The 25867-nt window shown below is 59.7% G+C and carries 30 protein-coding genes and 2 tRNA genes; 11 read left to right on the forward strand and 21 right to left on the reverse strand.

The features are described from left to right. Positions 1 to 69: 69 nt before the first annotated feature. Entirely contained in the window at positions 70 to 429 is a 360-nt protein-coding gene (locus tag PCAL_RS07440) for a retroviral-like aspartic protease family protein (RefSeq protein WP_011850078.1), read from the forward strand. A 378-nt stretch (positions 430 to 807) separates the two neighbouring features. On the opposite strand, the gene lipB is transcribed toward PCAL_RS07440, so the two are convergent. From lipB to PCAL_RS07490, 10 genes are all read right to left on the reverse strand, one after another. Then, positions 808 to 1494 carry a lipoyl(octanoyl) transferase LipB gene (lipB, locus tag PCAL_RS07445; RefSeq protein ID WP_011850079.1) on the reverse strand — a complete coding sequence of 229 codons (687 nt, stop codon included), beginning with the start codon at positions 1492 to 1494 and terminating at the stop codon, positions 808 to 810. Next, a complete protein-coding gene (lpdA, locus tag PCAL_RS07450) occupies positions 1491 to 2822 on the reverse strand; it encodes a dihydrolipoyl dehydrogenase (RefSeq protein WP_011850080.1) in 1332 nt (443 codons plus the stop codon). Before lpdA ends, lipB begins: the two co-directional genes overlap by 4 nt. After that, positions 2819 to 3994: a dihydrolipoamide acetyltransferase family protein gene (locus tag PCAL_RS07455; RefSeq protein WP_011850081.1), complete on the reverse strand. Its 1176-nt coding sequence runs from the start codon at positions 3992 to 3994 to the stop codon at positions 2819 to 2821. Before PCAL_RS07455 ends, lpdA begins: the two co-directional genes overlap by 4 nt. Next, a complete protein-coding gene (locus PCAL_RS07460) occupies positions 3987 to 4958 on the reverse strand; it encodes an alpha-ketoacid dehydrogenase subunit beta (RefSeq protein ID WP_193323019.1) in 972 nt (323 codons plus the stop codon). Before PCAL_RS07460 ends, PCAL_RS07455 begins: the two co-directional genes overlap by 8 nt. Before the next feature lie 2 nt (positions 4959 to 4960). Beyond that, positions 4961 to 6070, reverse strand: coding sequence for a thiamine pyrophosphate-dependent enzyme (locus tag PCAL_RS07465; RefSeq protein ID WP_226951933.1), 1110 nt, complete (start codon positions 6068 to 6070; stop codon positions 4961 to 4963). A gap of 46 nt (positions 6071 to 6116) precedes the next feature. Next, on the reverse strand, positions 6117 to 6992 hold the full coding sequence (gene lipA, locus PCAL_RS07470; protein WP_011850084.1) for a lipoyl synthase: 876 nt from the start codon (positions 6990 to 6992) through the stop codon (positions 6117 to 6119). A 20-nt stretch (positions 6993 to 7012) separates the two neighbouring features. Further along, complete coding sequence (locus tag PCAL_RS07475; RefSeq protein WP_011850085.1) at positions 7013 to 8185, reverse strand: ABC transporter permease; 1173 nt, start codon at positions 8183 to 8185, stop codon at positions 7013 to 7015. Then, positions 8182 to 9093, reverse strand: a complete 912-nt coding sequence (locus PCAL_RS07480) for an ABC transporter ATP-binding protein (RefSeq protein WP_011850086.1) — start codon at positions 9091 to 9093, stop codon at positions 8182 to 8184. The genes PCAL_RS07475 and PCAL_RS07480 overlap by 4 nt, the downstream gene beginning before the upstream one ends. A 43-nt stretch (positions 9094 to 9136) precedes the next feature. Continuing rightward, entirely contained in the window at positions 9137 to 9994 is an 858-nt protein-coding gene (locus PCAL_RS07485) for a sulfurtransferase (protein ID WP_011850087.1), read from the reverse strand. A 98-nt stretch (positions 9995 to 10092) separates the two neighbouring features. Further along, positions 10093 to 10329, reverse strand: coding sequence for a hypothetical protein (locus tag PCAL_RS07490; protein WP_011850088.1), 237 nt, complete (start codon positions 10327 to 10329; stop codon positions 10093 to 10095). A gap of 71 nt (positions 10330 to 10400) precedes the next feature. On the opposite strand from PCAL_RS07490, the gene PCAL_RS07495 reads away from it, so the two are divergent. Next, positions 10401 to 10562, forward strand: coding sequence for a CDGSH iron-sulfur domain-containing protein (locus PCAL_RS07495; protein WP_011850089.1), 162 nt, complete (start codon positions 10401 to 10403; stop codon positions 10560 to 10562). Here PCAL_RS07495 and PCAL_RS07500 read toward each other — a convergent pair. The 3 genes from PCAL_RS07500 to PCAL_RS07510 form a co-directional block, all read right to left on the reverse strand. Beyond that, the gene (locus PCAL_RS07500; RefSeq protein WP_011850090.1) at positions 10559 to 10873 is read right to left on the reverse strand and encodes a 4a-hydroxytetrahydrobiopterin dehydratase; all 315 of its coding nucleotides are present in this window, start codon (positions 10871 to 10873) and stop codon (positions 10559 to 10561) included. The two genes, PCAL_RS07495 and PCAL_RS07500, sit on opposite strands and share 4 nt — an antisense overlap. A gap of 31 nt (positions 10874 to 10904) precedes the next feature. After that, on the reverse strand, positions 10905 to 11390 hold the full coding sequence (locus PCAL_RS07505) for a peroxiredoxin (RefSeq protein ID WP_193322611.1): 486 nt from the start codon (positions 11388 to 11390) through the stop codon (positions 10905 to 10907). A 76-nt stretch (positions 11391 to 11466) separates the two neighbouring features. Next, on the reverse strand, positions 11467 to 12066 hold the full coding sequence (locus tag PCAL_RS07510; protein ID WP_226952006.1) for a DUF981 family protein: 600 nt from the start codon (positions 12064 to 12066) through the stop codon (positions 11467 to 11469). A gap of 154 nt (positions 12067 to 12220) precedes the next feature. Here PCAL_RS07510 and PCAL_RS07515 point away from each other — a divergent pair, with 154 nt between their 5' ends. The 5 genes from PCAL_RS07515 (at position 12221) to PCAL_RS07535 (ending at position 15960) form a co-directional block, all read left to right on the forward strand. Continuing rightward, positions 12221 to 12526 carry a winged helix-turn-helix transcriptional regulator gene (locus tag PCAL_RS07515; RefSeq protein WP_226951934.1) on the forward strand — a complete coding sequence of 102 codons (306 nt, stop codon included), beginning with the start codon at positions 12221 to 12223 and terminating at the stop codon, positions 12524 to 12526. A gap of 28 nt (positions 12527 to 12554) precedes the next feature. Next, on the forward strand, positions 12555 to 13055 hold the full coding sequence (locus PCAL_RS07520) for a PaREP1 family protein (RefSeq protein ID WP_011850094.1): 501 nt from the start codon (positions 12555 to 12557) through the stop codon (positions 13053 to 13055). Positions 13056 to 13075: 20 nt separating this feature from the next. Further along, the gene (locus PCAL_RS07525; RefSeq protein ID WP_193322612.1) at positions 13076 to 13414 is read left to right on the forward strand and encodes a hypothetical protein; all 339 of its coding nucleotides are present in this window, start codon (positions 13076 to 13078) and stop codon (positions 13412 to 13414) included. A 328-nt stretch (positions 13415 to 13742) separates the two neighbouring features. Then, positions 13743 to 13836, forward strand: a tRNA-Arg gene (locus tag PCAL_RS07530). A 264-nt stretch (positions 13837 to 14100) separates the two neighbouring features. Beyond that, on the forward strand, positions 14101 to 15960 hold the full coding sequence (locus tag PCAL_RS07535) for a hypothetical protein (protein ID WP_011850096.1): 1860 nt from the start codon (positions 14101 to 14103) through the stop codon (positions 15958 to 15960). Between the two features lie 24 nt (positions 15961 to 15984). Here the strand turns inward: PCAL_RS07535 and PCAL_RS07540 are convergent. From PCAL_RS07540 to PCAL_RS07555, 4 genes are all read right to left on the reverse strand, one after another. Beyond that, positions 15985 to 16123 (reverse strand) — tRNA-Tyr (locus tag PCAL_RS07540). Between the two features lie 127 nt (positions 16124 to 16250). Further along, complete coding sequence (locus PCAL_RS07545; protein WP_011850097.1) at positions 16251 to 16604, reverse strand: aspartyl protease family protein; 354 nt, start codon at positions 16602 to 16604, stop codon at positions 16251 to 16253. A 34-nt stretch (positions 16605 to 16638) separates the two neighbouring features. Continuing rightward, positions 16639 to 16956, reverse strand: coding sequence for a hypothetical protein (locus tag PCAL_RS07550; protein WP_011850098.1), 318 nt, complete (start codon positions 16954 to 16956; stop codon positions 16639 to 16641). Further along, positions 16953 to 17819 (reverse strand): sulfite exporter TauE/SafE family protein, encoded by an 867-nt coding sequence (locus PCAL_RS07555; protein WP_011850099.1) that lies wholly within the window; start codon positions 17817 to 17819, stop codon positions 16953 to 16955. The genes PCAL_RS07550 and PCAL_RS07555 overlap by 4 nt, the downstream gene beginning before the upstream one ends. Before the next feature lie 128 nt (positions 17820 to 17947). On the opposite strand from PCAL_RS07555, the gene PCAL_RS07560 reads away from it, so the two are divergent. Then, a complete protein-coding gene (locus tag PCAL_RS07560) occupies positions 17948 to 18718 on the forward strand; it encodes an HpcH/HpaI aldolase family protein (RefSeq protein WP_011850100.1) in 771 nt (256 codons plus the stop codon). Here PCAL_RS07560 and PCAL_RS07565 read toward each other — a convergent pair. Further along, positions 18701 to 19048, reverse strand: coding sequence for a DUF6955 family protein (locus PCAL_RS07565; RefSeq protein ID WP_011850101.1), 348 nt, complete (start codon positions 19046 to 19048; stop codon positions 18701 to 18703). The two genes, PCAL_RS07560 and PCAL_RS07565, sit on opposite strands and share 18 nt — an antisense overlap. Next, positions 19045 to 20406 (reverse strand): sulfate adenylyltransferase, encoded by a 1362-nt coding sequence (sat, locus tag PCAL_RS07570; RefSeq protein WP_011850102.1) that lies wholly within the window; start codon positions 20404 to 20406, stop codon positions 19045 to 19047. Before sat ends, PCAL_RS07565 begins: the two co-directional genes overlap by 4 nt. A gap of 85 nt (positions 20407 to 20491) precedes the next feature. On the opposite strand from sat, the gene PCAL_RS07575 reads away from it, so the two are divergent. The 3 genes from PCAL_RS07575 to PCAL_RS07585 are packed head-to-tail and all read left to right on the forward strand — an operon-like array spanning position 20492 to position 23381. Then, complete coding sequence (locus PCAL_RS07575) at positions 20492 to 21571, forward strand: AAA family ATPase (RefSeq protein ID WP_193322613.1); 1080 nt, start codon at positions 20492 to 20494, stop codon at positions 21569 to 21571. Further along, positions 21568 to 22776 (forward strand): DUF2201 family putative metallopeptidase, encoded by a 1209-nt coding sequence (locus tag PCAL_RS07580; RefSeq protein ID WP_011850104.1) that lies wholly within the window; start codon positions 21568 to 21570, stop codon positions 22774 to 22776. The genes PCAL_RS07575 and PCAL_RS07580 overlap by 4 nt, the downstream gene beginning before the upstream one ends. Before the next feature lie 14 nt (positions 22777 to 22790). After that, positions 22791 to 23381, forward strand: coding sequence for a hypothetical protein (locus PCAL_RS07585; protein WP_193322614.1), 591 nt, complete (start codon positions 22791 to 22793; stop codon positions 23379 to 23381). A 29-nt stretch (positions 23382 to 23410) separates the two neighbouring features. Here PCAL_RS07585 and aprA read toward each other — a convergent pair whose 3' ends face one another. Both aprA and aprB read right to left on the reverse strand, forming a co-directional pair. Continuing rightward, positions 23411 to 25294: an adenylyl-sulfate reductase subunit alpha gene (gene aprA / locus PCAL_RS07590; RefSeq protein WP_011850106.1), complete on the reverse strand. Its 1884-nt coding sequence runs from the start codon at positions 25292 to 25294 to the stop codon at positions 23411 to 23413. A gap of 1 nt (position 25295) precedes the next feature. Next, complete coding sequence (gene aprB, locus PCAL_RS07595; RefSeq protein WP_011850107.1) at positions 25296 to 25778, reverse strand: adenylyl-sulfate reductase subunit beta; 483 nt, start codon at positions 25776 to 25778, stop codon at positions 25296 to 25298. Positions 25779 to 25867 lie beyond the last annotated feature (89 nt).

The following is a 25867-nucleotide window of genomic DNA, read 5'->3' on the forward strand; positions in this document are numbered from 1 at the left end:
CGAACTCCAGCCTGGAGGAGCAAGAGGTCTGCGTCCAGAAAGTATTTTTTCTTTTGCAGTGATAGTACCGTGGGCTTCGTCTGCGTCAACGTTGTCGTCCGCGGGGTTAAGTCTTCAAAAAGTGTCAGGATGCTTGTCGACGCTAGTTCCACTTATATTGTCCTTAGGCCCGACCTCATTCGAGAGCTTGGACATTACGAAACGCCTTACGCGGTTGAGGTAACTCTCGCCAATGGGAGGAGAGTTAAGACCAGGCTGTTTTTAGCCGAGGTAGAGGTCAAGGGCAGGAGGGGGCCTGCTCTAGTGGCCGAGTTAGACACGCCGATACCCCTACTGGGAGTCTACGCGCTTGAGACCCTTGGCTTCAAAGTCAACCCTAGAACTGGAGAGGTGGAGGAGATATCGCCAGAGGGGGGATATCTACTTTAACTTCTCTAAGCCTTAAAGGAAGTCTCTACCGTCAAGAAGGGCTTATTTGGGAGCTAGCGATTTGACTGTGTAATTTTATCGCAACTTTTCTCGTTACTTGACGCTTTAGAATTGGCATAGTTGTCTCGACCACCTTCTTCATAGTTGCCTATCCTTGGCTTATAAGGCTTTACTCTACCAATCTACGGCTATTACAACTATGCACTACTCTTTGAATATGTCGTCAAAAGGCTGGCGTGTAATTAACCAGTGCGGAGAAAGCTCTCTTTGCAAGAGAGACGAACGCAGGCCGGACACCTTTGCCCCTAGTGTGGTGAACTCCGCGCCGACTCAGCCGTCTCCTCGCGTGAACCACGCTGATGGACGACCGTCGATTGATTAAGTGCTTGCTTCAATTGGCGCCGAGAGCAGTGTGGGCGATGCGCGGAGCTGTGCGGCGGCCGCTAGGTATGGCGCCGGGTCTACCCACACAACCTTGGCCTCGAAGACTTCCTCGAAGGCCTCTACGAAGAGGCCTTTGTACTCCTCCAGGGAGATCTCTACGCCCAATTGGTTGAGGGAGGTGATGGCGGAGGGGTGGAGGCCGCATGGGTTTATGTGGTAGAAGTAGGAGAGGTCGGTGGAGACGTTTACCGCTACCCCGTGGTAGGCGACGCCGCCCTCCACGGCGATGCCTATGCTCGCCACCTTTTTTCCGCCCACCCACACCCCCCTGTGCTTCTCCACTCTCCCCGCCTCTACCCCCAGGGGCCTCAGCGACCTTATCACCGCCTCCTCCAGCATCCAGAGGTACCTCGACAGGGGCCACCTCAGCTTCACCACGGGGTAGGCCACCAGCTGGCCTGGGCCGTGGTATGTGGCGTCTCCACCCCTCTCCACCACGTAGACGAACAACTCCCACTTTACCACGTTGTTAGTCCTGCCGTGCTTGCCCACTGTTATCACGTGGGGGTGTTCCACCAGTATAAACGCGTCGTCGCCCCCCGACGCCACCTCCCGGTGGAGAATTTTCATCATGCGCCACGCAGAGACGTAGTCTAGGAGGCCTAGGTCGAGACCCCTCACGGCTTAAGCACGTGAGTAGGCTTGCCCAGGGCCAGCTCCGCCGCCTCGGCCAACGCCTCTGAGACAGTGGGGTGTGGGTGTATCACCAGGGCGAGGTCCTCCACAGTGGCTGAGAACTCCACGGCAAGAGCGGCCTCCGCCGCAATTTCAGACAGGCCGGGCCCCACCCCGTGGAAGCCCAGCACGACGCCTCTCTTCCTGTCGAAGACTAGTTTTACAAACCCCTCGGGCCTCCCGCCGGCCACGGCCCTGCCAATGGCCGACATGGGCACTCTCACAGAGGCGGCCTCGTAGCCTGCCCGACGCGCCTCTTCCTCCGTGTATCCCACCGACACCACCTCTGGGTCTGTGAATACCACTGAGGGGACGTGGCGCTGGACGTAGAAGGAGCGGCGCCCCGCGGCGTTTTCGGCGGCCACCTTGCCCTGGGCGTAGGCCTTGTGGGCAAAGTAGGGCGGGCCTGCCACGTCGCCTGCGGCGTATATCTGACCCACCCCCGTCCACATCCTCTCGTCCACCTTGGCCACGTCGCCCACCCACTTGGCGAAGGGGCCTGGGTTCGGCCTCCTCCCCACGGCGACAACCACGTATTCCACTTCAGCCGCGCCGCCTCTCAAGTGCACTTTGACAGAGCGCGGCCCCTCCTCCACCTTCTCCACGGCGGCTGAGGTGTAGACTTTGACCCCCAGCTTCCTCAAGCGGCTCTCCAAGTATGCCCCCAGGTCCTTGTCCATGGCAGGGAGTAGCCTGTCCATGGCCTCCGCCAAGTGCACCTCTGCGCCTAGCTTGGCGAATAAGACGGCCAACTCCACGCCGGCGGCCCCGCCGCCCACTATGAAGAGCGACTTGGGCAACTCCTCGAGGGCTAGAGCGCGGCGTGTGTCCAGGACCCTCCTCCCGAAGGGGGCGCCGGGGAGAGGCGCCGGGAGGCTGCCGGTGGCCAGCACCAGCGAGTCAAACCTCACCTCCCTCTCCCCCACCCTAACCGCCCTCCCGTCGCCGGGCTCCGCCTTGCCCGCCACTACCTCTACGCCGTTTGCCGCTAGGAGCTTCTCAATGCCTCCCCTCAGCCTGGCCACTACGGCGTCCTTCGCCCTCTGGGCCTCCCTCCAGTCGAACTCCACGCCGCCCCTCGCCCAGGGGCTGTTTTTGACCTCCCAAAAGACGTCGGCCATGTGCAAAAGCGCCTTGGACGGTATGCAGGCCCAGTTTGTGCACTCGCCTCCCAGGTGCGCCTCTTCCACCAGCGTGACCTCTGCGCCGAGCTGGGCCGCCCTGATCGCCGCGACGTAGCCCGCGGGGCCCCCTCCCACGACCACCACCTTCATAGGTTTAGCACCAGGAGGTCGGGGGACTCGAGGAGCTCCTTAAACGCGTTGGTGAACCTGGCCACGTAGCCCCCGTCGACCACCCTGTGGTCGAAGCTCACCGCCACGTACATCACGTCCCTGGGCACCACCTGCCCCTCGTACACCCTGGGCCTTTTCACAATTCTCCCCGTGGCCAATATGGCGGTCTCGGGGTAGTTCACCACTGCCAGGCCCCAGAGCCCGCCGATGGCGCCTATGTTGGTTATGGTAAAGGTGGAGTCCCTCACGTCGTCAAGGGAGAGCTTCCCCTCCCTGGCCCGCGCGCTCTTCTCCTGGAGCTCCCTTGCCACCTCCAGTATGGACTTAGAGTCTGCGTCTTTGATCACAACCACGACGAGCCCGTTCTCTGTGTCCACGGCGACGCCTATGTTGAAGTACTTCTTCACCACTATCTCGCCCCGCTCTTCGTCGAAAGACGCGTTGAGGAGGGGGTACTTCTTCAAGGCGGCCACGGCGGCTTTCACAAAGAAAGGCGTGTAGGTGAGCCTCACATCCCCAGCGTAGGCCTTGAGCCTCTCCCTCAGCTTGACCAACTCTGTCACATCCACCTCGTCCACGTGGTAGGCGTGGGGTATCTGAGACTTGGACTTCTTCATCTTCTCGGCCACGGCCCTCCTGACACCCCTCACGGGGATCCTCTCCTCCCGCAGAGGCTGGGCAGGCCTCTCCTCAGCCGGCGGCGCAGGCGCAGCGGGCTTCGCCTCCGCAACGCCGACCTCCCGCTTCGCCGCCTCCGCGGCCCTCCTCACGTCCTCCACAGTGATAACCCCGCCCGGCCCAGTTCCCACCACTTTGGACAAGTCCAACCCAAGCTCCTTGGCCAACCGCCTCGCGGCGGGCATAGCCCTAACCTCTGGCCGCGCCTCGGCCTTAGCCTCAACGGGGGCGCCGGGGGCCGCCTCCTCAATTATGCACAAGACCTGGCCCACCTTCACCACCCCCCCCTCCTTGGCCAAGATTTTCACAATCCTCCCCGTGGCGGGGGAGGGCAGAGTCACAGTGGCCTTCTCAGTCATGACGTCCACGAGGTCCTCCCCCTCTTTGACGAAGTCGCCCTCCCGCTTGTGCCACTTCACCACCTCCCCCTCCACCAGCCCCTCGCCCAAGTCGGGGAACTTGAACTCAATCATAGCCCATCAGCTCCTCGACGGCGGCCAGTATTTTCTCCACGGTGGGCATGTACAACTCGTCGTGGGCCACTGGGCTTTGGTGGACGTTGGGCCCGGCGACTCTCCTAATGGGGACTCTCAAGTAGTCGATGGCCTTCTCGGCCACCGTGGCCGCGATCTCTGCCCCAAAGCCGGCGAACTTAGGCGCCTCGTGCACAATCAAGACCCTCCCAGTCTTCTTGACGCTCTTCAACACGGCCTCCGCGTCCCAGGGGACCAGCGTTCTGAGGTCTATCACCTCCACAGAGGCCCTGGCCCTCTTGGCCGCCTCCACGGCCCTGTGCACCATTGAGCCGTACGTCACCACAGTGACGTCGTCGCCCTCAGCCACCACCCTCGCCTTGCCCAAGGGGACAGTGTAGTCCCCCTCGGGCACCTCCTCCCTCGGCGCGCGGTAGAGGAGCTTTGGCTCTAGAAAAACCACGGGGTCGTTTCCCCTGATGGCCGACTTGAGGAGGCCCTTGGCGTCGTAGGGGGTGGAGGGCACCACCACCTTGAGGCCCAGGGCGTGGGCGAAGTGTGCCTCGGGGCTTTGGCTGTGGTAGAGCCCGCTCTTTACGCCGGCGCCGTAGGGGCTCCTCACGACCACGGGGGCCGCGTAGTTGCCGCCCGACCTGTATCTGAGCTTGGCGAGGTGGTTGATGAGCTCGTCTGCCCCGAGCCAGATGAAGTCCACGAACTGTATCTCAGCCACGGGCCTAAGCCCCGCCATGGCCATGCCCATGGCAAAGCCTATAATCCCCCCTTCGCTGAGGGGCGTGTCTATTACCCTACTGGGGCCAAACCTCTCGTACAGCCCCTCGGTGACTAAGAAGACCCCGCCCCGCTTCCCCACGTCCTCCCCCAGCACCACCACGGAGGAGTCCCTCTCCATCTCCTCGTGGAGAGCGGCGTTGATGGCCTTGGCCATGTTCAAGACCGGCATGGCTAATCCCTGGTTATCCACACCTCCTCCTCGAACATGTCGGTGTACAGCTCCTCAGGGGGGACGTCGGGCAGAGATTCGGCCTGCTTAGCCGCCGACTTAACCCTCTCCTCGGCCTCCTGCCAAATGGACTTCACCTCGCCCTCGCTCAACAGTCCGTTTCTGAGCAAGAACTTCTCCAGCCTAGCCACGGGGTCCCTCGACTTGGCCTCCTCCACCTCTGCCCTATCCCTGTACTTGGTCTGTGGATCGTCTGCCGTGGTGTGCGGGCCAAATCTGTAGGTGACCAACTCCACAAGGACTGGGCCATTGGACCTGGCGTACTCCACGGCGAACTTCGCCGCCTTCAGCGTGGCCAAGAGGTCCATGCCATCTGCGGCGATGCCCAACACGCCGAAGCCCGCCGCCCTTGTGGCCAGGCGCTTGGTCTTGGACTGACGCGACGATGGGACAGATATGGCGTATCCATTGTTGTAGATATATATGGCCACGGGCAGAGAGAAGACGGAGCTGAATATGAGCGAGGAGTAGAAGCCGTTGGTAGAGGTCCCCCCGTCTCCCACGTAGGCGGCCACCACCTCTCTCCCCCCGCGGTACCTTAGCCCATAGGCGAAGCCCGCGGCCGCTATTAGGTGGTGGCCGATGGGCGCGCCGAAGGAGAGCAGGCGCCACTGTCTAAACCCTCCCCACTCCACCGACAGATTCCTGCCCTTGTCCGGGTCGCCCAGCTTTGCCATGAACTTGGCCCAGAGAACCTCCAGCGGAACTCCCCTCACCAGGAGTAGGGTCAAGTTCCTATAGTAGGGGGCAATCCAGTCCTCGGGGCGGAGGGCCATGGCCGTGCCCACGTCAGCCGCCTCGTGCCCCTCGTGAGGGGCGTAGGTGGACTTCACCTTTCCCATCCTGTGGTATAGCAGGGCGTATTTGTCCAAGGCCCTCCCCAGCACCATGTACTTGTACGCAGAGACGAGCTCCTCCCACGATGGCTTGTACCCCACGCCGTAGTTCTCCTCCACCACGTCTCCGTCGGGCTTCAAGACGGTGAAGACCTCAGGCTCCCTAGCCTCGACCATGTATCTGGCGGGAAATTCTTTACCAACTTCTACTTCCACAGAAAAAGTTTGATTCCAATATAAAAATGTTCGCTTATTTACAATTTTATCGTCCTATAGTTTTTCTCAACATCTCTAAATAGGCCTCGTGAGCCTTGTAGGAGCTTCTGACAAGCGGCCCAGCCACCACGGCCTTAAACCCCATGGCCTCGGCTGCCTCCCTATATTTCTCAAACTCCTCAGGCGGCACCCACCTCTGCACCTCTAGAAACCTCTTGTGCCCCCGGGGCTTGAGGTACTGGCCAATGGTGACTATGTCCACGTCCACCCGCCTCAAGTCGCTCAAGGCCTCTAACACCTCGTCAAAGGTCTCCCCAAGCCCCACCATTAGGCCAGACTTGGTGACCGCGCCCAGCTCCTTCGCCATCTTCAACACGCGAAGCGAGACGTCGTAGGAGGCCCTCCTGTCTCTAACAAGCGGAGTCAAGCGGCGCACAGTCTCCAAGTTGTGGGCATAGACGTCGGGCCCCGCCTCTACCACAGACGCCACAGCCTCCGCACTCCCCCCAAAGTCCGGGGTCAACACCTCCACCTTGGCCCAGGGGGCCCTGGCCTTGACCGCCTTGACCACACTGGCGAACTGGGAGGCGCCTCCGTCGGGGAGGTCATCTCTATCCACCGAGGTTATCACCACGTACCTAAGGCCGAGCTTCGCCACGGCTTCCGCCACCCTCGCCGGCTCAGTCGGGTCTACGAAGCCCCTGGGGTCACCCGTCTTAACTGCGCAGAATTTGCACGCCCTAGTACACACGTCGCCCAGGATGAGAAAGGTCGCAGTGCCCTCCCCCCAGCAGGAAAATATGTTGGGGCAGTGCGCCTCCTCGCAGATGGTGTGAACCCCCGCCGCGAAGACGGCCTCTCTCACCGCGACGATCCTCCCGTAGTCGCCCGCCTTAACCCTAATCCAGCTAGGCAACTCCACGTAGAAACTTCGATATGGATTTATGGACTCTCCTGCGCCCTGTGGAGCAACCGCCTGTAGACCAAGGCGCCTACTGCGTACAGCGCCAGCCCCGCGGCAACCCCCGGAGCCGCCTGGGAGAGGGCCTCCAGAGGCCCGTAGCCGTATAGGAACATGGCCCTCACCCCGTTGATGCACCACGAGAGCGGCAGAGCCATTGGGACAATGCGGAGCCACTCGGGTATCATCCACTGGGGGACGGCGAGCCCTCCCAGGAACATGAGCGGGAAAGCTACGCCGTTTGCCATGGCGGCGGCCGCCTCGGGGGTCCTGGCTAGGGGCGCCAAGAGGAGGCCTATCCCTATGGTGGACAGCAGGCCCGCGGCCAGTAGAAGCGCGGCGGCGCCCGCCTGGCCCGGCGAAATGGCGCCGTAGTCTGCGCCGAGGGCGTACCCCACCGCCAGCACAGCCGCGGCCGAGATTCCCACGGCCACCGCCGCGGCGAGCGTGTCGCCGAGGAATATGTGGTAGCTCCTCATTGGGCTAGAGAGGAGGAGGGCAAGCGTCCTATCACGCCGCCGCTCTATCACGATGTTGACCCCGGTGAACAGCCCTATGAAGAGCGTCTGCACGCCGATGACGCTAACCACGTGGAAGAGCGCTAACCCGCCTGGGCCCAGCTTGGGCTCCACGGGGGCCTCGCGGAGGGCGATGGGCTGCGCCACAAATTCCACGTATGGGCGAAACGGGGCCGGCGTGAAGTTGACGGCGTATTTGGCGACTGAGGCGCTAAACTCCTCCACTACCCCATACACCACCCCCCTCGCCACTCCGCCCCAGTTGGGGTCGGCGTAGTAGTACAAGTAGGCCACGGCCCTCCTCGCCTGTGTCAAGTTCGCAGTGAAGCCAGCGGGCACCACCAGCACTACGTCGTATGTGCCATTGGCCACAAGCCCCGCCACGTCGCCCGCCTGGGCCAGGCGCACCTTAGCCACCCCCGTGGAGTTGAGGGCCTCCAAGAGGGCGGAGGCGAGGGGACCACCATCTAAGTCCACCGCCGCCACGTTTAGGCTGACGCTCTGCTGGGGCGACCCAAAGATCAGTATGAACACTGCGACGAGGAGTGCGGGGAATACTACCACCCAGAAGAGAGTCTCCCGGTACCTCCAGAGCCCCTTTAGAAATAGGTAGGTCTCCGCCAGCACTTGGCTCATAGCCTCCTCCCCGTCAGTGCGAAGAACACCTCCTCTAGGCCGGGCTCCCTCGCCTCTATCCGCCAGACCTTGGCGCCGACGCGCAGATAGGCCTCAGCGAGCTTGGGAATCCAAAGGGAGGCGTCCGCCACCTCGTACTCGTAGACGCCGGGCCCCGCCTCCCTCGGCCGCGCCCCCTCCACCTCGATCCCCTTGGCGCCTTCGGCGTATACCAAGACGCGCGGGTTTGGGGCATACTTGGCCACGAGCTCCCCCGGCCGCCCAGCCGCTGCGACTCTCCCCTCGTGCATAATTACGACGAAGTCTGCCCTCCGCTGGGCCTCCTCCGCCATGTGGGTGGTGAAGAGCACAGCCCTCCCCCTCCCCACCTTGGCCAGTAGGTCCCAGAGGTCGGCCCTGGCCACTGGGTCGAGGCCGGATGTCGGCTCGTCTAAGACGAGGGCCTCCGGGTTGCCGAGGAGCGCCGCGGCCACGGCGAGCTTGCGCCTCATCCCGCCGCTGTAGAGAGCCACCCTCTTCCCCCTATGCTCGTACAGCCCAACCTCCTCCAAAAGCCGGCGCGCCTCTCTCCCAGCCTCAAAGAGGCCCAGCCCCTTTATTAGGCCTATCCAGACCAAGTTCTCATACCCGCTGAGCTTGTCCTTAAACGGCATGTCCTGAGGCGCGTAGCCAAGAAGCCTCCTAGCTCTAAGCCCATCCCTCCCCCACATATAGAAGCCGCACACCCTCACGCTCCCCCTATCGGGCCTGAGAGCCCCCACCACCATAGACAGAGTGGTGGTCTTCCCAGCCCCGTTGGGCCCCATCAGAGCAGTGAAGCCCACCCCAGCGGAGAAAGAGACGCCGTCCACCACCCTCCGCCCGCCAAAGGCCTTCACAAGCCCCAGAGCCTCAATTACACACCCCATGGAGAAATTAAACGCGTTTAAAAAATAGCGAGTTAAAAGGGGGCTACGGCTCGTCGCCCTTCTTCACTGGGACGCCCACTAGGTTGTTCCACTCGGCCGAGGACCCGTCGTATACCCTCACCGAGGGGTAGCCCAGTAGGTACTTTAGCACAAACCAGGTGTGGGCCGCCCTTTCGCCGATGCGGCAGTAGGTGATCACCTCCTTATCCGGCGTAACTCCCCTCTTCTCGTAGAGCTCCCTAATCGCCGAGAGGTCTTTGAATCTGCCAGTCTCGGGGTCCACCACCTGGGCCCAGGGTATGTTAATGGCGCCGGGTATGTGGCCTCCCACCTGTGTCTGCTCGTTGGGATACTCGGGGGGTGCCGTGACGTCGCCCCGGTACTCGGCGGGCGACCTCACGTCCACGAGGACGACGCGCCTCCCCACCTCCCCCCTGGTCACCGCCTGGAGGATCTCCCAGAAGTACGCCCTGTGAGAGCCCCAGTCCACCCTCTTCACCTTGTAGCGGCCCCTGGGGAAGCTGGGCACCTCCTTCGAGGTAGGCCTCCCCTCCTTGGCCCACGCCGTCCTGCCCCCGTCCATAATTCTCACGTCCTCGTGGCCATACGCCTTGAATAGCCAAAAGGCGTAGGTGGCGAACCAGTTGTTAAAGTCGCCGTATAGCACCACCGTGGTGTCGTTGGACACGCCCCGCTCCTCCATCAGCTTCTCAAAGGTCTCAGGGGGGACGAAGTCTCTTATGACTGGGTGCCTCATCTCCTTCCACGTCAACAACGCAGCGTTGGGGACATGCCACACATTATACGCCGTATTTGGGTCGTAGTCCACCTCGATGATCCTAACCTTGGGATCGTTTAGGTGCTGCTGCACCCACTCCGTCGAAACCAACACCTCTGGCATGAACTAATTTTCGATACAACTTTATATACTTATATACTTCTGCTCATTTTACACCACACGCCGCGAGGCCATAAGGCGGCCAGAGGCGCCAAGGTGTGCTAAGCGGTGATGAGAAGCCTAATTCTCCCGCCGTCTCTCTCCTCCTGCACCTTGAACCCCGCGCCTTGGGCCACGGCCTTTATGGTCAAGGCCCAGTCAAAGTCGTCGGTTTCCACCAAGACTCCGCCGCCTCCTCTGGCCTTTACCTCGCTTAGCTTCTCCATCACTATATAAGCCGGGTGTTTAAGGCCAAGCTTGCCGCACGCATCCTCCCTAAGAATAACCACCTTTTCCACAGATGTTCCACGAATCCTATTTAAATGTTTAAGTTTGTTAACTTTTAAATAAATCAGTGTGTCTAAGCGCCATGGCGGTGGAAATAAGGGCAATAGAGAATGGGCCGTATGAAGTTAAGATAGGCGGGAGGGCCATCTACCTCTGCCGCTGCGGGCACTCCGGCTCAAAGCCTCACTGCGACGGCACGCATGCAAAAGTGGGGTTTAAGGCGCCTGGCGCCAAAATAGTCTAGCGCCGGGCGGCGAACCTGGCGTATATTTTTTCGATCTCCAGGGCGAGGGCCACGTCTTTCTCTGTGATACAGCCCTCGTCGTGGGTTATGAGGTAGACGTCCACCTTGTTGTACCCCTCTATGCATACGTCTGGGTGGTGGTTAGCCGCGTCGGCCACCTTCCTCACCTCTGCCAAGAACTCCACCGCCTCGGCGAAGCTCGCCAGAGAGAAGCGCTTGTGGAGCCTGGGGGGTTGCCCAGACGTGCCCCAGCCCACTGCGCCCCTGCCCGCGAGCTCTGACAAGGCGTCGCTGGGCTTTTTACAGGCCATGAAAAAGCCGATTTGTGTTTTAAAAAGTGGCCTACTGGGCGGCCAGCTTGTTCACCGTGTTTATCACCTCGTCGTATGGAGGCTCGTCGAGGGGGTTGTCGCTGTACCACACGTACTTAATTGTGCCGTCAGGCGCTATGATGTACACGGCGCGTTTGGCGAGGTAGTACAGTGGGAAGTGGAGGAGCTTTGGGAGCACCACGTCGTAGAGGGCGATGACCTGCCTATTGAAGTCGCTGACCAGGGTGAAGTGGAGCCTGTTCTTCTCCTTGAACTCCTTCAGCGAGAACGGCGAGTCCACGGATATTGCTATAACCTCGGCGTTAGCCTTGGCGAGCTTGGCCATGTTGTCGCGGAAGGTGCACAGCTCCTTTGTACACACGCTCGTGAACGCCCCTGGGAAGAACAGAAGCACCACGTACCTCCCCCTCGCCAAAACCTCGCTCAGCCTCACGGGCTTTAGATCTGTGTCCAACGCCTCGAAGTCCGGTGCCTTGTCTCCAACTTTCAACGGCATGACACAAGGCCGACTTCCACATAAAAACATTGAAAGACAGTAGAAGAGTTGGAGAAAAAAGAAAGTTGTTTTCGATCTACCCGCTGACTACCACTTTACCGTACCAGGGGCTCCACTTGGCCCACCTTGGTATGTGGGCAAAGGTGGAGTTTATGCCGAGGAATAGGGCGATGATGGCGGCTACCACGAGTATGGCGATGATGAGGTAGGCGGCGCCTCTGCCAGCCTTGCCCATGGTTAAGAGCGGGCTCAGTAGGCCTGCGAGGCCTACGAACATGAACAACGCCGCGGCTATCTCGGGCTCCTGTGTGAGGTGGAAGTAGGCGATGGCAACGCCGTATATAAATATGGGCAACGACAAGCCGGCGTAGAGGTAGAACACCGGCTTCTGTATGTGGTTAAACCAGCTGGCCACGCCCAGCGATATAAACACGACGCCCAGCAGAGGCCATGAGTCCGAGTAAAGTATGTTGTAGGGGCCTGGGAAAGGCCACACGGCGGTTGCCCATATGCCTGTGGCGAGGATGTAAACGCCCAGGGGTACAAAGCCAGCCGCGAAGGCCTTGTTGAGTCCGGGATCCGCCGGTTTTACAAAATTCCTGTAGACCCAGTAGGCCAGTAGGAACAGGGAAACGCCCAGTATCTGTAGCCACAGATCCAGCGGGTCGATAAACAGTGTTACTTGTTGAGCTTGGGCTTGGAACTGCTTCGGTTTACTTTTTCACTTTACTATTTAAACCTTGTTATTCAAGGTGTACACAAACGGCCACAGTGTATACAACCGTTCACTAAGGCCAGTTAAGTATTTAATGAGACGCGCAGAAGTATATGTGGAGTGCCCCGTTGTGAAGGCGTGGCGCATCTTAGGCCGGCCGTGGCGTCTTGTGATAATTGAGCGACTGCTCCACGGGCCTAGAAAATTCAACGACCTCCTCTGGAGCATGCCGGGCATTAGCAGCAGGACGCTCTCCAAGGCGCTGAGGGAGTTGGAGGAGTTGGGCATAGTGGCGAGGAAGACCGAGGGAAGGCACGTCTACTACTACTTGACAGAGAAGGGGAGGGACTTGGCAGAGGTAGTGGAGGCGGTTAGGAAGTGGGCTGAGAAGTGGATGCCGCCCCGCGCCGCCGAGCAGTAGGCTTATAAGGAAATGCGGTAGCCAATGCGTGGGAGTGCTTGAGTTCTACCCACCGTGGAGAGACTTGAAGCGCTACGTCGAGGCTAGGCTCAGGGAAGCGGAGTGGGAGGCCAAGCTGGCCGAGGAGTTTTTAGAAAACGGCCTCCTCCGAAACGCCGCCGGCAAGGCGTTTCAGGCGTGGAAGGCGGTGCTCGCAGCCGCGGCTGCTCTTGCGAGAGAGCTAGTGGAGAAGCGCGTGCCTGGCTTCGTCGTGGATAGGCTGGGGAAGAGGCGGCGCCGCGCCGACATGGTCATCGCCCTAATGCCCACGAGCAAGATGCGCACCGTGGCGGGGGCCCTCGCGGAGAAGTTCGGCTGGGAAGTGGTCTACTTGACCTCCCTCGCCCTAGACCTCCGCGAGTTTCAACACAGCGGCGTTGACCCCGAGGGCGTCGCCAGCCGGTACACGGACGTGAGAGACGTAGAGAGAGACGTGCGGCACTTGGCGGAGAAGGCGCGGGAGTGGGCGGCCAAGCTGAAAGCCTTTTAAAGGACGGACGATACGCCTCCGTGGACTGTGTTGGGGAGGCCTTGTCTAAGTTCAAGGCCGTGTTCGGCGCAGAGGCGGAGGTAGAGGTGATAGAGGCGGCCGGGGACAGAGTGGCGGCCAGGTTCGGGGGGAACATGTGCTACACTTGCGGCACCTACGACTACTTCGAGGACTTTGCCTACTTCCTCTCAGACTGCGCAGGAGAGGACTGGGGCGTGGAGTCCTACAGCCAGAACCCAGACGGCACCTACACCGTGGTCTTTAGGCCAAGGCGCCTCATAGGCAAGCGGGTACGCCACGTGGTTATCAGAATAGGAGACGAAGTGTTAGATAGAGTCGTAGAAGACGCCGCCAGTTAACGGCGGCGTAGCACAAAGCGCGCAGAGTCGCCCTTCGCGGAAGTGAGGGCGAATTAATGCCAGGAGGTACAACTAGGTGCAAACGGCGCCCCTCCCCTCCTCGTCTAGGGCCAAGGGCTGTGGAAAATCCACTATGGTTTAAGGACTTAGACGACGAGATCCTCTAAGTGTACGCCTCTCAGAGAAGCTGGAGACGCCCTCGACTCGGCTAGGATAGCGGAGTTCCTCATTTAGAAGGCCGTGGAGCTTCGCTTGTCATTGTCTAGCCTAGGCGAGGTAGTGAGCGTAAAGCTACAAAACTTTTAAACAGAGAATTTGATCAGCGGTGGGGCCCGTAGCTCAGCCTGGATAGAGCGGCGGCCTTCTAAGCCGTAGGTCGTGGGTTCAGGCAACGCCGCCCAAAAATCCCATCGGGCCCGCCACCCATCTTCATACGAGTTTCACCGAGAAGAACTGCAAGATTCTTGGCCTCAGCGTAGTAGAAGAAGCGGATACGCAACATGGAATAGGCCCAGCTAGTTTTGCGAGGGCATTAAATCTCGGAATTGAACTATAGTTGTCGAGCTTGTTGAAGTAGTGGCCATGTTAAATGCTACGGAAATAAGAGAGCGATGTTAATGGAGACGCGGAAAGCTCTCAGTAGCGTGGCTGAGTCGGCGTAGGTGCTTTTAAAACGTGTCTAAAACATGGATTGGGGAGAAGCGTTCAGCAACGAGGCGTTGGAGGAGCTCCGCGGGAGACTTGAACGCTGGGAGGAGCTGTGTATGCAACTCCGTGGGCTCTACTACCGCTACATTGACCTGGCCGCCTTCCGCTCGGAGAAGTGCTTCTATCCCGGGCGGAGGTGTAAGAGGCCGTGGGGGCGGGAGTACGATGTGGGCGACCTCACGTTCATGTGGCTACATATCGCAAACACGGCGCCGCTGTGCGGCGATCTCATCAAGGCACTGGCAGATGTGGAGGAGAGGTTTAGACAGATGGGCGTGGAGAGCCTTGAGAAACACGGCGGCGTAGAGGAAAAGTCCATGGCTGTGACAGAAATCGTACACTGGCGCATAAAAAAGCCGGTATATGCAACTGTGGCGTTGTGGGAGAAGAGGCTGTACGTCTTCTACGACGGCATGTCAATTGGCGAAGGGCTAAGGGGAGATGAGCTGGAGAAACTGATAAGGGAGGCCATGCAAGTGGGCATCGCCGCCGAAGTATACGACGTAGACGACGAGTATAAACGCCTACTGCTTGAGGTGCCACTGCCAAGGCCCGTGTCGGGATTGCTAGGCAGGTGGAATAGGGCGCCAGTGGCACTGTTTAGGAATTTGGGCTGGTTGCTGAGCGACGACTGGAGACAGCATCTTGGACACACTGCTGGCAATCCCGGCCAGGTCGCGGTGAGGCTGTTTGACTGGATAGCCCTGGCCAAGTACACGATGGAGCGGAGGATCGCGCCAAGGGCGCCGCTGGTATTCAAGCTGTCTATCTATCTGATCACGAGGAGTAAGAGGGGCAAAAACCCTATCGTCGAAGTGCGCCCCGTCGGCACAGCTACGGAGACCATCTCCACAGTATACGACTGGTTCGGGATAACGCTGGGTAAGACTGAGGAGGTGTTGGCGAGGGGCTACTTAGTGCTTAAGGCGTTGAAGGAAGAGGCCTTCAAGCGAGACGGCAAGATGTACGTCGTCAACGACGTAGGGGCGTGGATTGCCTTTAGCAACGCAGTGGCTACTCTGGTGTTGGGAGACGGCTACGCCATGCCGGCGGAGTTTAGAATTGTGGCTAAGGCCTCGCCCAGAGAGACGTTGGAGGGAGGTACGCACATAAAAGAGTTGGCTGAGGCTCTGGGCGGCGTGGTGGCTGGGAGAGAGGTAAAGCTCCAGAGCTGGCATATGCGCCTGTTGTTGCTAACTCCGCCTACGCCCGCCTTTGAAAAGACGGCAGAACTGTACGAGGTACTTGTCAACTACCCGGCGGCCGCCGTTGTCGAAATAAACGGCGCTACATATTTGCTCACTCACAACGGCGGTGGCGAGTTTGTAATTGGAAAAGGGAGAGCTACAGAGCTGTACGAGGCAGTAAACAGGCTCGGCATACAGACGAGATTAAAGGGGCAATTGCTAGTGCTGACTTACGCCCAGCTGGAGGAACTGGCGAGGCGCGGCTTTGCCGTCAAATTCCTCAACGACATGGAGAAAGACGCGGTGAGAGAAGTTAAGGCTGTGACGCCAGCGTCTGACCCAAACGCCGTTAGGCGCGTGTTAGAGGAGGTGGCCAAGATGGCGAGAATAGTAGTGGCTACAGACAGAGGCCGGCTCTACATAAGGATAATCCCCCACGACAAGTCCAAGGCGGAGGAAATAGCGGCCAAGCTGAGAGCCGTGGGAATAAGAGCCACGATATTACGCAAGAAGAGAGAGGTAAGAATACACGAACAAAAGTCGATAGAAATAATCCGTAGGATAGCCCCCCACTTTTTCCACCCATTTACATTTCTACAATCACACTACTGCAAAATTAAGGCACCTATATATGAGAGTTTTGATATATGACAAGAAGAAAATTTACAAAGATACTGGTCGGCCCGCCGGGAGTCTCAGGGGTCTATCCCTTTTGAACCCGGGACCGCCCGTTACAGGTCCTGGGGGCTTGTGGCTGTTGTACCCCCAGGGGCTGTCTACAGCCGGGCGCTCTGGACCGCTGAGCTACGGGCCGGTCGTTACTTTTTCTGCTGGGTGTATTTAAGTTTTGTCCTCCTATTCTCATGTTCTCTTGTCGGCTATCGTCTTTTCGGCTCGCCCCGCTCTACTGGGCCTCTCATAAGCTGGCGCGTTGACGGCGCTTAATACAGAAGTATGGTCCGCTCCTTGAGTTTGCCGGAGGTGGGGTCTACTTTTAGCCCTAGGACTTCCAGCGTTGTTGCGCCTGTTAACACCTTGTCGACGGCGTCGGAGAGGAGGGCTGGCGCTACCTCTCCCCTTCTCTCTAGCTCTATCCATGTCCGCGTCTTTTTGAGCTCCACGACGCCGGTGGCGGTTGTGAGTGTGGCCTTTCCTGTGGGCCTTAGGTCGAGCTCCTTGGCTAGTCTACGAGGCACGACAGTCAGCGTCGTACCGGTGTCCACTAGGGCGTCCACGTCGACGGCCTTTCTCCCCTCGGCGTCGCCTATCTTCGCCGTCATCCACACATGGCCCACGTGGGTTGCCCAAGCCGTGTTTAAAAGGTTGTGGCTACGCCCTTATCACCCCAATGGCGGCGAGGGCCGTTATTATGAGTATCGCGACAGCAAGGGCGGCGGCTCTCTTGTTTTTCAGATTGGTCAAGGCGGCGAGAAGTCCGATGGAGCTTGCTACGCCTAATAAGGCCACGCCGATTTGGCCGAGTAGTGTGGTAGATATGTTCTCCCTCGACCCGGTCATAATTGCGTTTACTCTCTCCGACGTTGCCTGTGGGTTGGCCAGGGCGTAGAGGATTACGTCTGCCACGAGCATTGCGAGTGCGAGTAAAACGGTGTAGAAGACTGCGTTTGAGAACCGTTTCTCAATCATATTAGCCCCAGCCCCATCAAGCCCCTTGTCACCAGTGGTGCCGCGGCGATGAGCATTACGCTTATGACGACGAGTCTAATGACCCTGGCCTTAGCCTTGAGGGCGAGTCTTGCGCCTATGTTGGACCCTATGGCGACTCCGACTAGGGCTGGGGCTAGCACCAGAGGTGTTGCGACTCCCTCGTGGACGTAGGCCCAGAGGCCGGGCGCGTTGGCCACTATGAAGGTGGATGTAGATGTGGCGACGGCGATTTTTATTGGCAATCCCGTTATTAGGTTTAGGACTGGGACTAGGGCCCACCCGGCGCCTAGGCCAAAGGCGCCGCCTATGAGTCCTACTCCGAAAAGCGCAAATGCGGTGGGGAGTAGCCTCTGCGCGGTGTACGAAACCTCCTCGCCTGTGGCGGGGTCTTTAAAGGCTCCGTACAGCCCTAGGCGTCTCGACCACCCGCTGGCCTCGCTTTTTACCTCACGGGGTTTTACAGTAAGCATTATCAATACTATGAAGAAGAGTAAGACGCCAAGGGTCAGCCTTATGATGGCTTCCCCAGCCTTGCCGAGCGATTTGACTACGTGTATGCCGACTAGGGCCCCTGTAACTACCCCCAGCGACATGAAGAGCGAGGTGAATAAGACTAAGTTAAGTCTCGCCGCGCCGGCGAGAAAGTACTTTCTGCCGCCGAAGGCGGACGTGGTCATCGTCAGCGCCAGGCCCGCCGCTCTGATTACTGTGGTGTCCATTTGAGTGAAGGCGAGCATGAGCGGCGTAAATACCACGCCTCCCCCTACCCCGGCCATTGCGGCCACTACGCCTATGACTAAAGACGCGACGAAGAGAAGCCCTTCAAATATTACGACGTCCATATCCCCCGGAGCTTCCACACAACTTGAAAAATCACGACGGAGTCCAACGGCATGCCACTTCGGTGAGGACTCTTTTTAAGTGTTATTGCCTGGGAGAGATTAATATTTATGTTGAACGAAGTAGAGACGTGGCGCGTGCCAAGTTGCTCATGAAGGCGGGCATGGGGGCAACCTTCGGCGTCTGGATCACTATCCCCCACCCCGAGGTGGTGGAGATTCTCTCCAATCTCCCCTTTGACTGGTTTATGTTCGACATGGAGCACGCCCCCATCACTGTGGAGAAGCTGGAGACCATGCTTATGCCGCTTAGGGGGAGCGACATTGTCCCACTGGCAAGGGTGCCGTGGAACGACCCCGTGGAGATTAAACGCGTGCTCGACCTGGGAGTGGCCGGGGTCCTCGTGCCGTGGGTTAACACTAGGGAAGAGGCAGAGCGCGCGGTTAAGGCGGTGCGCTATCCGCCGTGGGGCATAAGGGGAGTGGGGCCTCGGCGGAGCGTCATGTACGGCTTCGCAGACGTGGTAAAGTACTACAAGGAGTGGGACGAGAACTACGTCTTGCTGGTCCAAGTGGAGACGGCGGAGGCCGTGGAAAACGTTGAAGAAATCGCGTCGGTGGAGGGCGTCACCGGCCTCTTCGTGGGGCCCAACGACCTCTCGGCCTCCCTGGGCGCGTTTAGAGATTTTAAAAACCCCAAGTTCACCGCGGCGCTTGAAAGAGTGTTGGCCGCGGCCAAGAGCCGGGGCAAGCTGGCCGGAGTCATGACGTACAGCCCCGAGGAGGCGGCGAGGATGGTGGAGATGGGGTTCAACTTCGTGGCTCTTTCACACGACGTGAAGTACTTGGTGGAGGGGGCAAAAGCCTTTCTTAGAGTTAAGGAGCTACTCGGGCGGCGGTAGGTACTCCTTCTCCTTGGCGGCCATCTGCTTTATCTCCTCGAGTCTCGAAAACACCTCGTCCCACACCTCGCGTCCCGTGGACTTGTGCTTGGCCACTGCCTCAAACACCGCCTTTCTAAAGGCCACGGGGACGTCCTCTATGTAGCCCCTGCTGTCTACTCTCGCGGCGGGGAACTCCGAGAGTATCCTCTTGGCCACGTCCTCTGGCACTTCGAAGTCCAGAGTCTTGACTCTGCCGCCGAAGCTGGACTTTATCAACGACTCCAGCGGAGTGCCCTTGATTCTCTCAAGCCGCTTTTCGTCTAATACCAGGGCGAATTTGTACGTCATAGCTCCACCTCCAGTTGCTCTTCTTTAAGTTTTAAGTAGCGGTCTGTCACGAAGGGGTAGCCGTACACCTTCCACCACTTCACAATCACGTCGAATACCTCGGGCCTCATTATTATGGGCGGCGGCCTGAGGCCCTCCATTATTATGCCGCGGATAAAGGAGCCGCTGAACTTCTCAGGCTTGTCTCCCACAAGCGGCTTGTCTAAGTCGCTCCCGTAGTAGGTAATCTCGTCGGCCTTGGGGCTATAGGCGAATTCGCCCAAGTTGACTGGGAGGATCTTGAACCCCTTGTCTGTCTCATGCGGAGGCTCGTTTAGGCCGTAGCTGGGGAGGCCCTTGGTCCAGAGTATCTGCGTGGCGTAGGGGTCGTAGTAGTCGCCCACGGCGGCGTGGTCGCGGCCGAACATGTGGTGAGTGCAGCCGAGGTTCTGCCTAATCACTGCGTGGAGCAGGGACTCCAGTGGGTTGCCGTACCTCATGTCCCACAGAGTCATGGTGACCACATGCCTGTCGGGGTGGAAGTAGCCGAACTTGTTGAGGGCCTCGTGGGCCTCGAGGATGGCCTCGTCCAAGTAGTCGCCGGGCCTCTTGGCGCCTATAATGGCGTTTACCAGCACCGCGTCTCCCGGCCTAGTGGCCCCCGCGACGAAGAGCGCGTGCTTCATAAGGGCCTCGTGGCCCCGGTGGGGCACGTTGCGCGTCTGGTGCGCCACAACGATGGTCCACCCCTTCTGCCTTATGTACTCCCTGGACTTCTGCGGTGGGTACCAGAACCTGTCGTAGGGCTGTCTAAACTTCGGCGGATTTACCACGTAGACCCTCCCAGCGACGAAGTTGGGTTTCAACTGTCTGTATATCAGCCAGCCTGGGTGCTTTTCGTCAAACCTCTTCCTAACAACCTCCTTATTCCTCTCAGGCGTGCCGAATACCCTATCGGCGAACGTCTTCCTGTCCTCTACCCTGTATATCTCCTCTATCCTCTCCACAACAGCGAAGGGCCTGCCCTTGAGCCTAAGGCAGAGGCCGTCCCCCTCCTTGACGCCGGCGGCCTTGAGGTCCTCGTCGGAGAGGTCGAGGACTATGGGGTATGGGAATATCCACCCGTCGAGGAGCCGCCTCTCCTCGAGCACCCTCTCCACCTCGTTTCTTGTCATGAACCGGTCCAGCGGCGAGAAGAAGCCGTAGGCAATCGACATGATCTCTCGGTACACATTCCTAATGGGAGTCCCGGCGGGGTCCAGCGTCGGCTTTATATCTACGCAGGGGAGCCCCTCCACCATCTTCGCCGCCTTGTCTCTATCCTCTACCACGTTGTACACGAGCCTGCCCCCGTGGGGCGGCGGCGTTTCGAACTTCATAGCAAACCGCCGAGGGAGACCTTTTAATCTTAATTCCTATCTAGAGTGTAATTGTATACATATATTCCCCCCGCCTGTGTCACACGTGCGCATACCCGAGATACCCATGCTCATAAAGTCACTCTACTTCGCCGGCCGCCCCTCCCTCCTCATCCTAGGGCCCCCCGGCATTGGAAAATCTGAGTCTGTCCGCGCCGCGGCGGCCGCCGTGGCAAAGGAGCTGGGTCTCCCACTGGTGGAGTACAGCGACGATGTGTACCTAGACGTGGTGAAAAACCCCGAGGTCTGCCTCCTCGTGGATCTCCGCCTCACCGAGGTAGAACCTGCCGACATTGTAGGCGTGCCTAGGCCCGTGGACGGCGGGGCTGTGCAGTACTTCCCCCAGGCGTGGGCCAAGGCCTTGTCCAAGGCCAAGTGCGGCTTCCTATTCCTCGACGAGTTGACCAACGTCCAACGCGATGACGTGGCCGCCGTGGCGTATAAACTACTGCTGGAGAAAAAGGCCGGGTTCACGAAGTTCTCCGAGGGGGCCATGGTGGTGGCCGCGGGAAACGACCCCGAGACCTCCCCCATAGCCAGGCCCCTCCCAGCCCCCCTAATAAACAGGGTGGTGGTGCTCAAGGCGGAGCCCCCCACCGTCGAGGAGTGGTATCAGTACATGGCCGAGCGCCACGGTGACTTCGACAAGAGGACCTACCTCTACCTAACCCTCTACCCTGAGGACCTCCTGGAGAAGGCGGCCAGTCTTGAGACTGTGAATAACTTCGCCACGCCCCGGTCTTGGACCACTCTGGCCCTCCTCCTGGCGAGGGGGGTGGAGTCGCCTGACGTGATATACGGCCTCCTCGGCCCAGCGGTGGGGGCAAAATTCAAGGCCTTTATCTCCACCAAGGTGGACGTGGAAGACGTGTTGTCCAACCCCCAGAAGTTCGACGGCCTCAAGCCGGACGAGAGGCTCATCCTCCTCCACGAGGTGGCTCGCGCGGCGGAGCACCGCGACGTGTCAAAATTCGTGGAATTCCTCCAGGGGAGGATGGAGTGGCTCATCCTCTTCCTCCGCCTCGTCAAACGCGACGTAGCCGCCAAGCTCCTCTCGGCAATGCCACACGAGGTGGTGACGCGTCTCTACAAAGTGGCCACCATTGTGGAAAAACTGAAAAAATGATAGAGGATCTCTACGCCGCAACTGCCCTATCCCCCTTCTGGGCCGCCACTCTGTGGCGCCTCCGCATCGTGAGGAGGGTGGGGGCAAAGTCCGTGGTGGAGCTAGACGGCTACTCAATAGCCGTGGGAGACCGCTACCTCCAACTGCCCCCCGCCCACCGCATCGCCGAGCTCCTCCACGTGGCGACCCACGTCCTCTTCGACCACGTGGGGCGGATGGCGGGGAGAGACCCAGAGCTGTGGTGGCTCGCCGCAGACGCCGTGGCCTACTCTATAGTGGAGTCGACGGGCGTGGAGTTGCCCAAATACGCCAAAGCCCTCATCGACGCCGTGAAGTATCTAACAGGGCTAGACCCCCGCTCCGCCTCTGTGGAAGATATATACGACCGCTTGGTCAATACCTCCGCCAAGTACCTCATTGACAGGTCGCAGTTGCCCACGTACCGGGGCCACTTCTACCGCGAAAACTACGACGTAGAGGAGGACGTCAGCAGGGGGGACCCCGCCCTGTATGCCACCCGGCCGGAGGACAGGCGGAGGATGCTCATAGAGCTCGTAAGCTCCGCCTCTGTGGCCGCCAAGAGGGCTGGCTACATGTCCTTGTCCGTGGAAAAGGAATACGCCAAGCTTGCCGAGTCGGCGGCAATCCCCTGGCGGGGGTCGCTTCGAAGCCTCTTCGCGAGCACAGCCGCCGCCGTCCTTGAGACGTGGGCGCGGCCCAATAGGCGCGTGGAGGAGTACCCAGGCGCCAGGAGGAGGACGTACACCAAGGTGTGGTGCCTCGTGGACACCTCAGGCTCGATATCGGACGAGGAGTACGCCCTATTTCTCGCAGAGGTGGCCGAAATCGCCAGGCGCACCCAGTCCAAGGTAATGTTTGTGCAGTGGGAGGTGGGGATAAGGGCCGTGCACGAGGTGAGGCGGCCGAGCGACTTGGAGAAAATAAGCCGGATAGGCTTCGGCGGCACCGTCCTAGCCCCCGCCATTAGGAGGGTGGCCGAGCTCGCCAAGCCCTGGGAGCCGGTGGTGGTCTTCTCAGACTTCGTCCTATGGGACTTCTCAGCCGCCGTGGAGGCCCTCTCTAAGGCCGCGCAGAGGGGCAAGGTCATCCTCGCCACAACGGCCGTCAGGCCCAGAGTGCCGGGCGCCCGGCTCGTCCAAATCGCCGAGCCCAAGGTGGAGGAGCTACTCGGCATGTCCGGATGACGGCCCTGCTCTGCATGGAGGCCGCCCAGGAGCTCTCCAAGAGAGGCGTAGACACTACGCCGCTGGAAGCCGCCTGCAACCCCGCGAGGCGCCTCGCGGAGGAGGAGGAAGAGGCGTGCGTCCTAGCCCTCGAGGCCGGGGACACGTGCCCCCAACCGCCCCCGTGGTTGGCGCCGCTACAGATCTACAACTTCTTGTCTAAGCAGAGGAGGCTGGGCAGGCATGGCAGAAGGCTGTTAAAGGCTGTGGAGGAAGAGGCGAGACGCCTACTTATGCGCATATACGAGGCCAAGGCGGCCCTACTCCATCTCCCACTCCACGTGCTAGCCGACGCGCCGCCCCACTGCCACAGGAGGTTCTACTTCGACGGAGAGGCCATCTACCTCACACAAGGCCAATGCCCCGCCCCCACACCCGCCCCCCGGCCAGAAAAGGCAGAAAAGCTGATAGACCTAAAGGCCCCCCACGCCACGGCGGCAAAGCGCCTTGAGACAGTAAAGGCCGCCTACCCGGAGCTGGCCCAGTACCTAGCCGAGGTGGAGGCCGCCATCGAGAGACTAAAAAGGGAGTACATAGCCTACGTCTTGTCGAAAGGCGGGGAGTAGGGAAAAACCGGTGGGGGAAGGAGGAAAAATTAGTCGATTATGTGTATTACTGGGGAGGTTCTGAAGCTCCACTGGCCGGTCTTGGGGTCGCGTCTGACGTGTGTGAATACGTGCCAGTTGTCCTCGTCGATGTAGGGGTAATCGGCGTTGAAGTAGTAGCCGCGGCTCTCCTTGCGGTTCATCATGGAGAAGACCACCGCCTGGCCCACTATGAGGCGGTGATAGACCTCCCACACGCGGAGGAGCTCGTGGAGGCTGGCCGCGGCGGCGAAGCGGAAGTCCTCCTCCAACATCTTCAACAGCTCCCAGGCGCGGCCCAGCATGTACATATTGGTGGTGTAGAAGGTACCCCAGCCCGCCGCGTATTCGTCCATGATCTTCTGAAGCCTTGTCAGTAGCTGGTACCAGTTTAGGTAGTTGGGGTGTATCTCAAACCAGTTGGTCAAGTTGGGCGGCATCTCCGGCGTGGTGGTCAACGGCTTGAGTTTGTGGTACCACTCCAGCGGCCTGTACACAATCTCCTTGTATCTCTCAATGGTGTCGTTGCTCACCACCGGCTTGTAGTCCTTGGCCTGGGTCAAGACGTATCTAGCCGCAGACTTGCCCGCGATTCTACCCTCTGTGAAGGAGCCGCTGGAGAACTTGTGGCCAGACGCCCCCACGGTGTCGCCGGCGCCGAAGAGGCCCTCCACAGTCAACATGCGGTTGGGGCCCCACTTGTACTCAGGCGGCGCAATGTCCGGCGGCCCGGAGGCCCACATGCCTGCCGACGAGCCGTGGCTACCCTGTTGGTAGGGCTCGGTGGGCAGTAGCTCAGAGGGCGTCCTCTGCGGGTGTATGTTCTGGCTGGCCCAGTATATCACCTGGGTGGGTGTCATGTCTAAGTAGTCCTCAAAGAGAACTTTGAGGCTCTCCTCGTCTGGGAGCCTCTCTTGCGTCTGCATTATGTCGGGCCCACGGCCCTCCTTCAAGTTCTGAATAGTGACCCAAGTCCTTATGGGAGTCGGCGTGGGCCTGGCCCACGCGTAGTCGTAGAAGATCTTGGCCAACTCCGCCTTTGCCTCGTCTGGGAGAGGCTCCCACTGCTTGCCCTTGACGTCAGTGGAGCGCATCTTGAGCAGGAGGTAGGGGAAGCCCACGGGGCCGTAGGCGTCTTTGAACCGCACTACCACAAGCCTAAATTCAAAGTTCACAGTCTCGGCCCCGGCCAGGAGAGGTATGGCGTATGCGCTTCCGCTTGCCCAAGTGGGGTACCACGCCCTCCCCAGGCCCTCGCCGACGCTACGCGGCCTGTACAAAAGCGACGTGCCGCCCGCGGCCACGATCACCGCCTTGGCCTTAAAGACGTAGAAGGTGCCGTCTCTCACGTGGAAGCCCACCACGCCCGCAATCCTGTTGGGCCTCTGCTCATCTAGGAGCGGGTGTGTGACAAAGACCCTCTCGTAGACCTCGTCGGCGGACTTTCTACAGGGCTCGGCTATAATCGCCTTGTAGGACTCCCCGTGGATTGGGTGCTGCCATCTGCCGGTTCTGAGGTACTTCCCAGTCTTGGGGTCGCGCCAGATGGGCAGCCCCCACATGTCGAAGAGCTTTATGGTGGAGGTCATGTGCCTCGCTATGTCGTACACGAGGTCTTCTCTGACCACGCCGAGTAGGTCGTTGCGCACGTAGCGGACGAACTCCTCGGGCTTGGGGTCCTCTGGGTCCTCGCTGAAGACGCCTAGGTTAGTGGCGCTGAGGCCCATCCCCACTGCGCCGCTCTTCTCAGTGTTGGCCTTCTCCACGAGGGTCACCTTGCACTTGCTCCTGCACCAGTACTTGGCCTCAAAAACTGCGCCGCATCCCGCCATTCCGCCGCCTACCACCAAAATGTCAGTCTCGACGACCTTCGTGGGGAAGTGGAGCGCCGACATACTACTTCGCCTGCTTAGCCTTTATTATACTACCCACGATTCTCACGGGCTGCGCCGGGCGTGGAAGCTCCTTAAAGCCCAAGAACTCGGGGTTGTCCTCCAGCGCGAGGAGCTCCGAGTCTAGGTCGGGCCTCTCGGGGAAGTCTAGCGCGCCCTTCGCCGAGCCCCAAGGGGTGGTGCGTATGGGGGAGGCGAACTCGTACACCGTTCCGTCTCTGTACATTACGCGCCAGTAGATTATGTTCTTCTTGGTATCTCTCACAACGCCTATCCGGGCGCCCAGCGGGATAAAGTCGCTGTATCCTCTCACCTCCACCGCGTGTTCTGGGCAGTACTTGACGCAGTTTAAACACTCGGCACACGACACTGGGTCAGCGTTGTAGGCCTTCCTTATCTTGGGGTTGTAGTGCATGTTGTCTGCCGGGCATATGTCTACACACTTGCCGCACCCCTTGCACAGAGAGGCATATACAAATGTAGGCATGTCCCCACCCCTCTGCACATTTAAAAGAGTTGTTCATCTACAGATGGAAATAAGACTTAAGAACAAGCGCGCCGAGTGGACCATGCCCA

This window comes from Pyrobaculum calidifontis JCM 11548, from assembly GCF_000015805.1.
In the GTDB taxonomy this organism is placed as follows: Archaea; Thermoproteota; Thermoprotei; order Thermoproteales; family Thermoproteaceae; genus Pyrobaculum; species Pyrobaculum calidifontis.

What these genes read in the sequence shown, in the direction of transcription:
- aprA (WP_011850106.1), bottom strand. Translation starts at nt 25,294, where the DNA reads ATGTCGGCGCTCCACTTCCCCACGAAGGTCGTCGAGACTGACATTTTG.
- PCAL_RS07460 (WP_193323019.1), bottom strand. Translation starts at nt 4,958, where the DNA reads ATGCCGGTCTTGAACATGGCCAAGGCCATCAACGCCGCTCTCCACGAG.
- PCAL_RS07495 (WP_011850089.1), top strand. Translation starts at nt 10,401, where the DNA reads ATGGCGGTGGAAATAAGGGCAATAGAGAATGGGCCGTATGAAGTTAAG.
- aprB (WP_011850107.1), bottom strand. Translation starts at nt 25,778, where the DNA reads ATGCCTACATTTGTATATGCCTCTCTGTGCAAGGGGTGCGGCAAGTGT.
- PCAL_RS07555 (WP_011850099.1), bottom strand. Translation starts at nt 17,819, where the DNA reads ATGGACGTCGTAATATTTGAAGGGCTTCTCTTCGTCGCGTCTTTAGTC.
- PCAL_RS07535 (WP_011850096.1), top strand. Translation starts at nt 14,101, where the DNA reads ATGGATTGGGGAGAAGCGTTCAGCAACGAGGCGTTGGAGGAGCTCCGC.
- PCAL_RS07485 (WP_011850087.1), bottom strand. Translation starts at nt 9,994, where the DNA reads ATGCCAGAGGTGTTGGTTTCGACGGAGTGGGTGCAGCAGCACCTAAAC.
- lpdA (WP_011850080.1), bottom strand. Translation starts at nt 2,822, where the DNA reads ATGAAGGTGGTGGTCGTGGGAGGGGGCCCCGCGGGCTACGTCGCGGCG.
- sat (WP_011850102.1), bottom strand. Translation starts at nt 20,406, where the DNA reads ATGAAGTTCGAAACGCCGCCGCCCCACGGGGGCAGGCTCGTGTACAAC.
- PCAL_RS07505 (WP_193322611.1), bottom strand. Translation starts at nt 11,390, where the DNA reads ATGCCGTTGAAAGTTGGAGACAAGGCACCGGACTTCGAGGCGTTGGAC.
- PCAL_RS07455 (WP_011850081.1), bottom strand. Translation starts at nt 3,994, where the DNA reads ATGATTGAGTTCAAGTTCCCCGACTTGGGCGAGGGGCTGGTGGAGGGG.
- PCAL_RS07585 (WP_193322614.1), top strand. Translation starts at nt 22,791, where the DNA reads ATGGAGGCCGCCCAGGAGCTCTCCAAGAGAGGCGTAGACACTACGCCG.
- PCAL_RS07475 (WP_011850085.1), bottom strand. Translation starts at nt 8,185, where the DNA reads ATGAGCCAAGTGCTGGCGGAGACCTACCTATTTCTAAAGGGGCTCTGG.
- PCAL_RS07500 (WP_011850090.1), bottom strand. Translation starts at nt 10,873, where the DNA reads ATGGCCTGTAAAAAGCCCAGCGACGCCTTGTCAGAGCTCGCGGGCAGG.
- PCAL_RS07550 (WP_011850098.1), bottom strand. Translation starts at nt 16,956, where the DNA reads ATGATTGAGAAACGGTTCTCAAACGCAGTCTTCTACACCGTTTTACTC.
- PCAL_RS07480 (WP_011850086.1), bottom strand. Translation starts at nt 9,093, where the DNA reads ATGGGGTGTGTAATTGAGGCTCTGGGGCTTGTGAAGGCCTTTGGCGGG.
- PCAL_RS07565 (WP_011850101.1), bottom strand. Translation starts at nt 19,048, where the DNA reads ATGACGTACAAATTCGCCCTGGTATTAGACGAAAAGCGGCTTGAGAGA.
- PCAL_RS07580 (WP_011850104.1), top strand. Translation starts at nt 21,568, where the DNA reads ATGATAGAGGATCTCTACGCCGCAACTGCCCTATCCCCCTTCTGGGCC.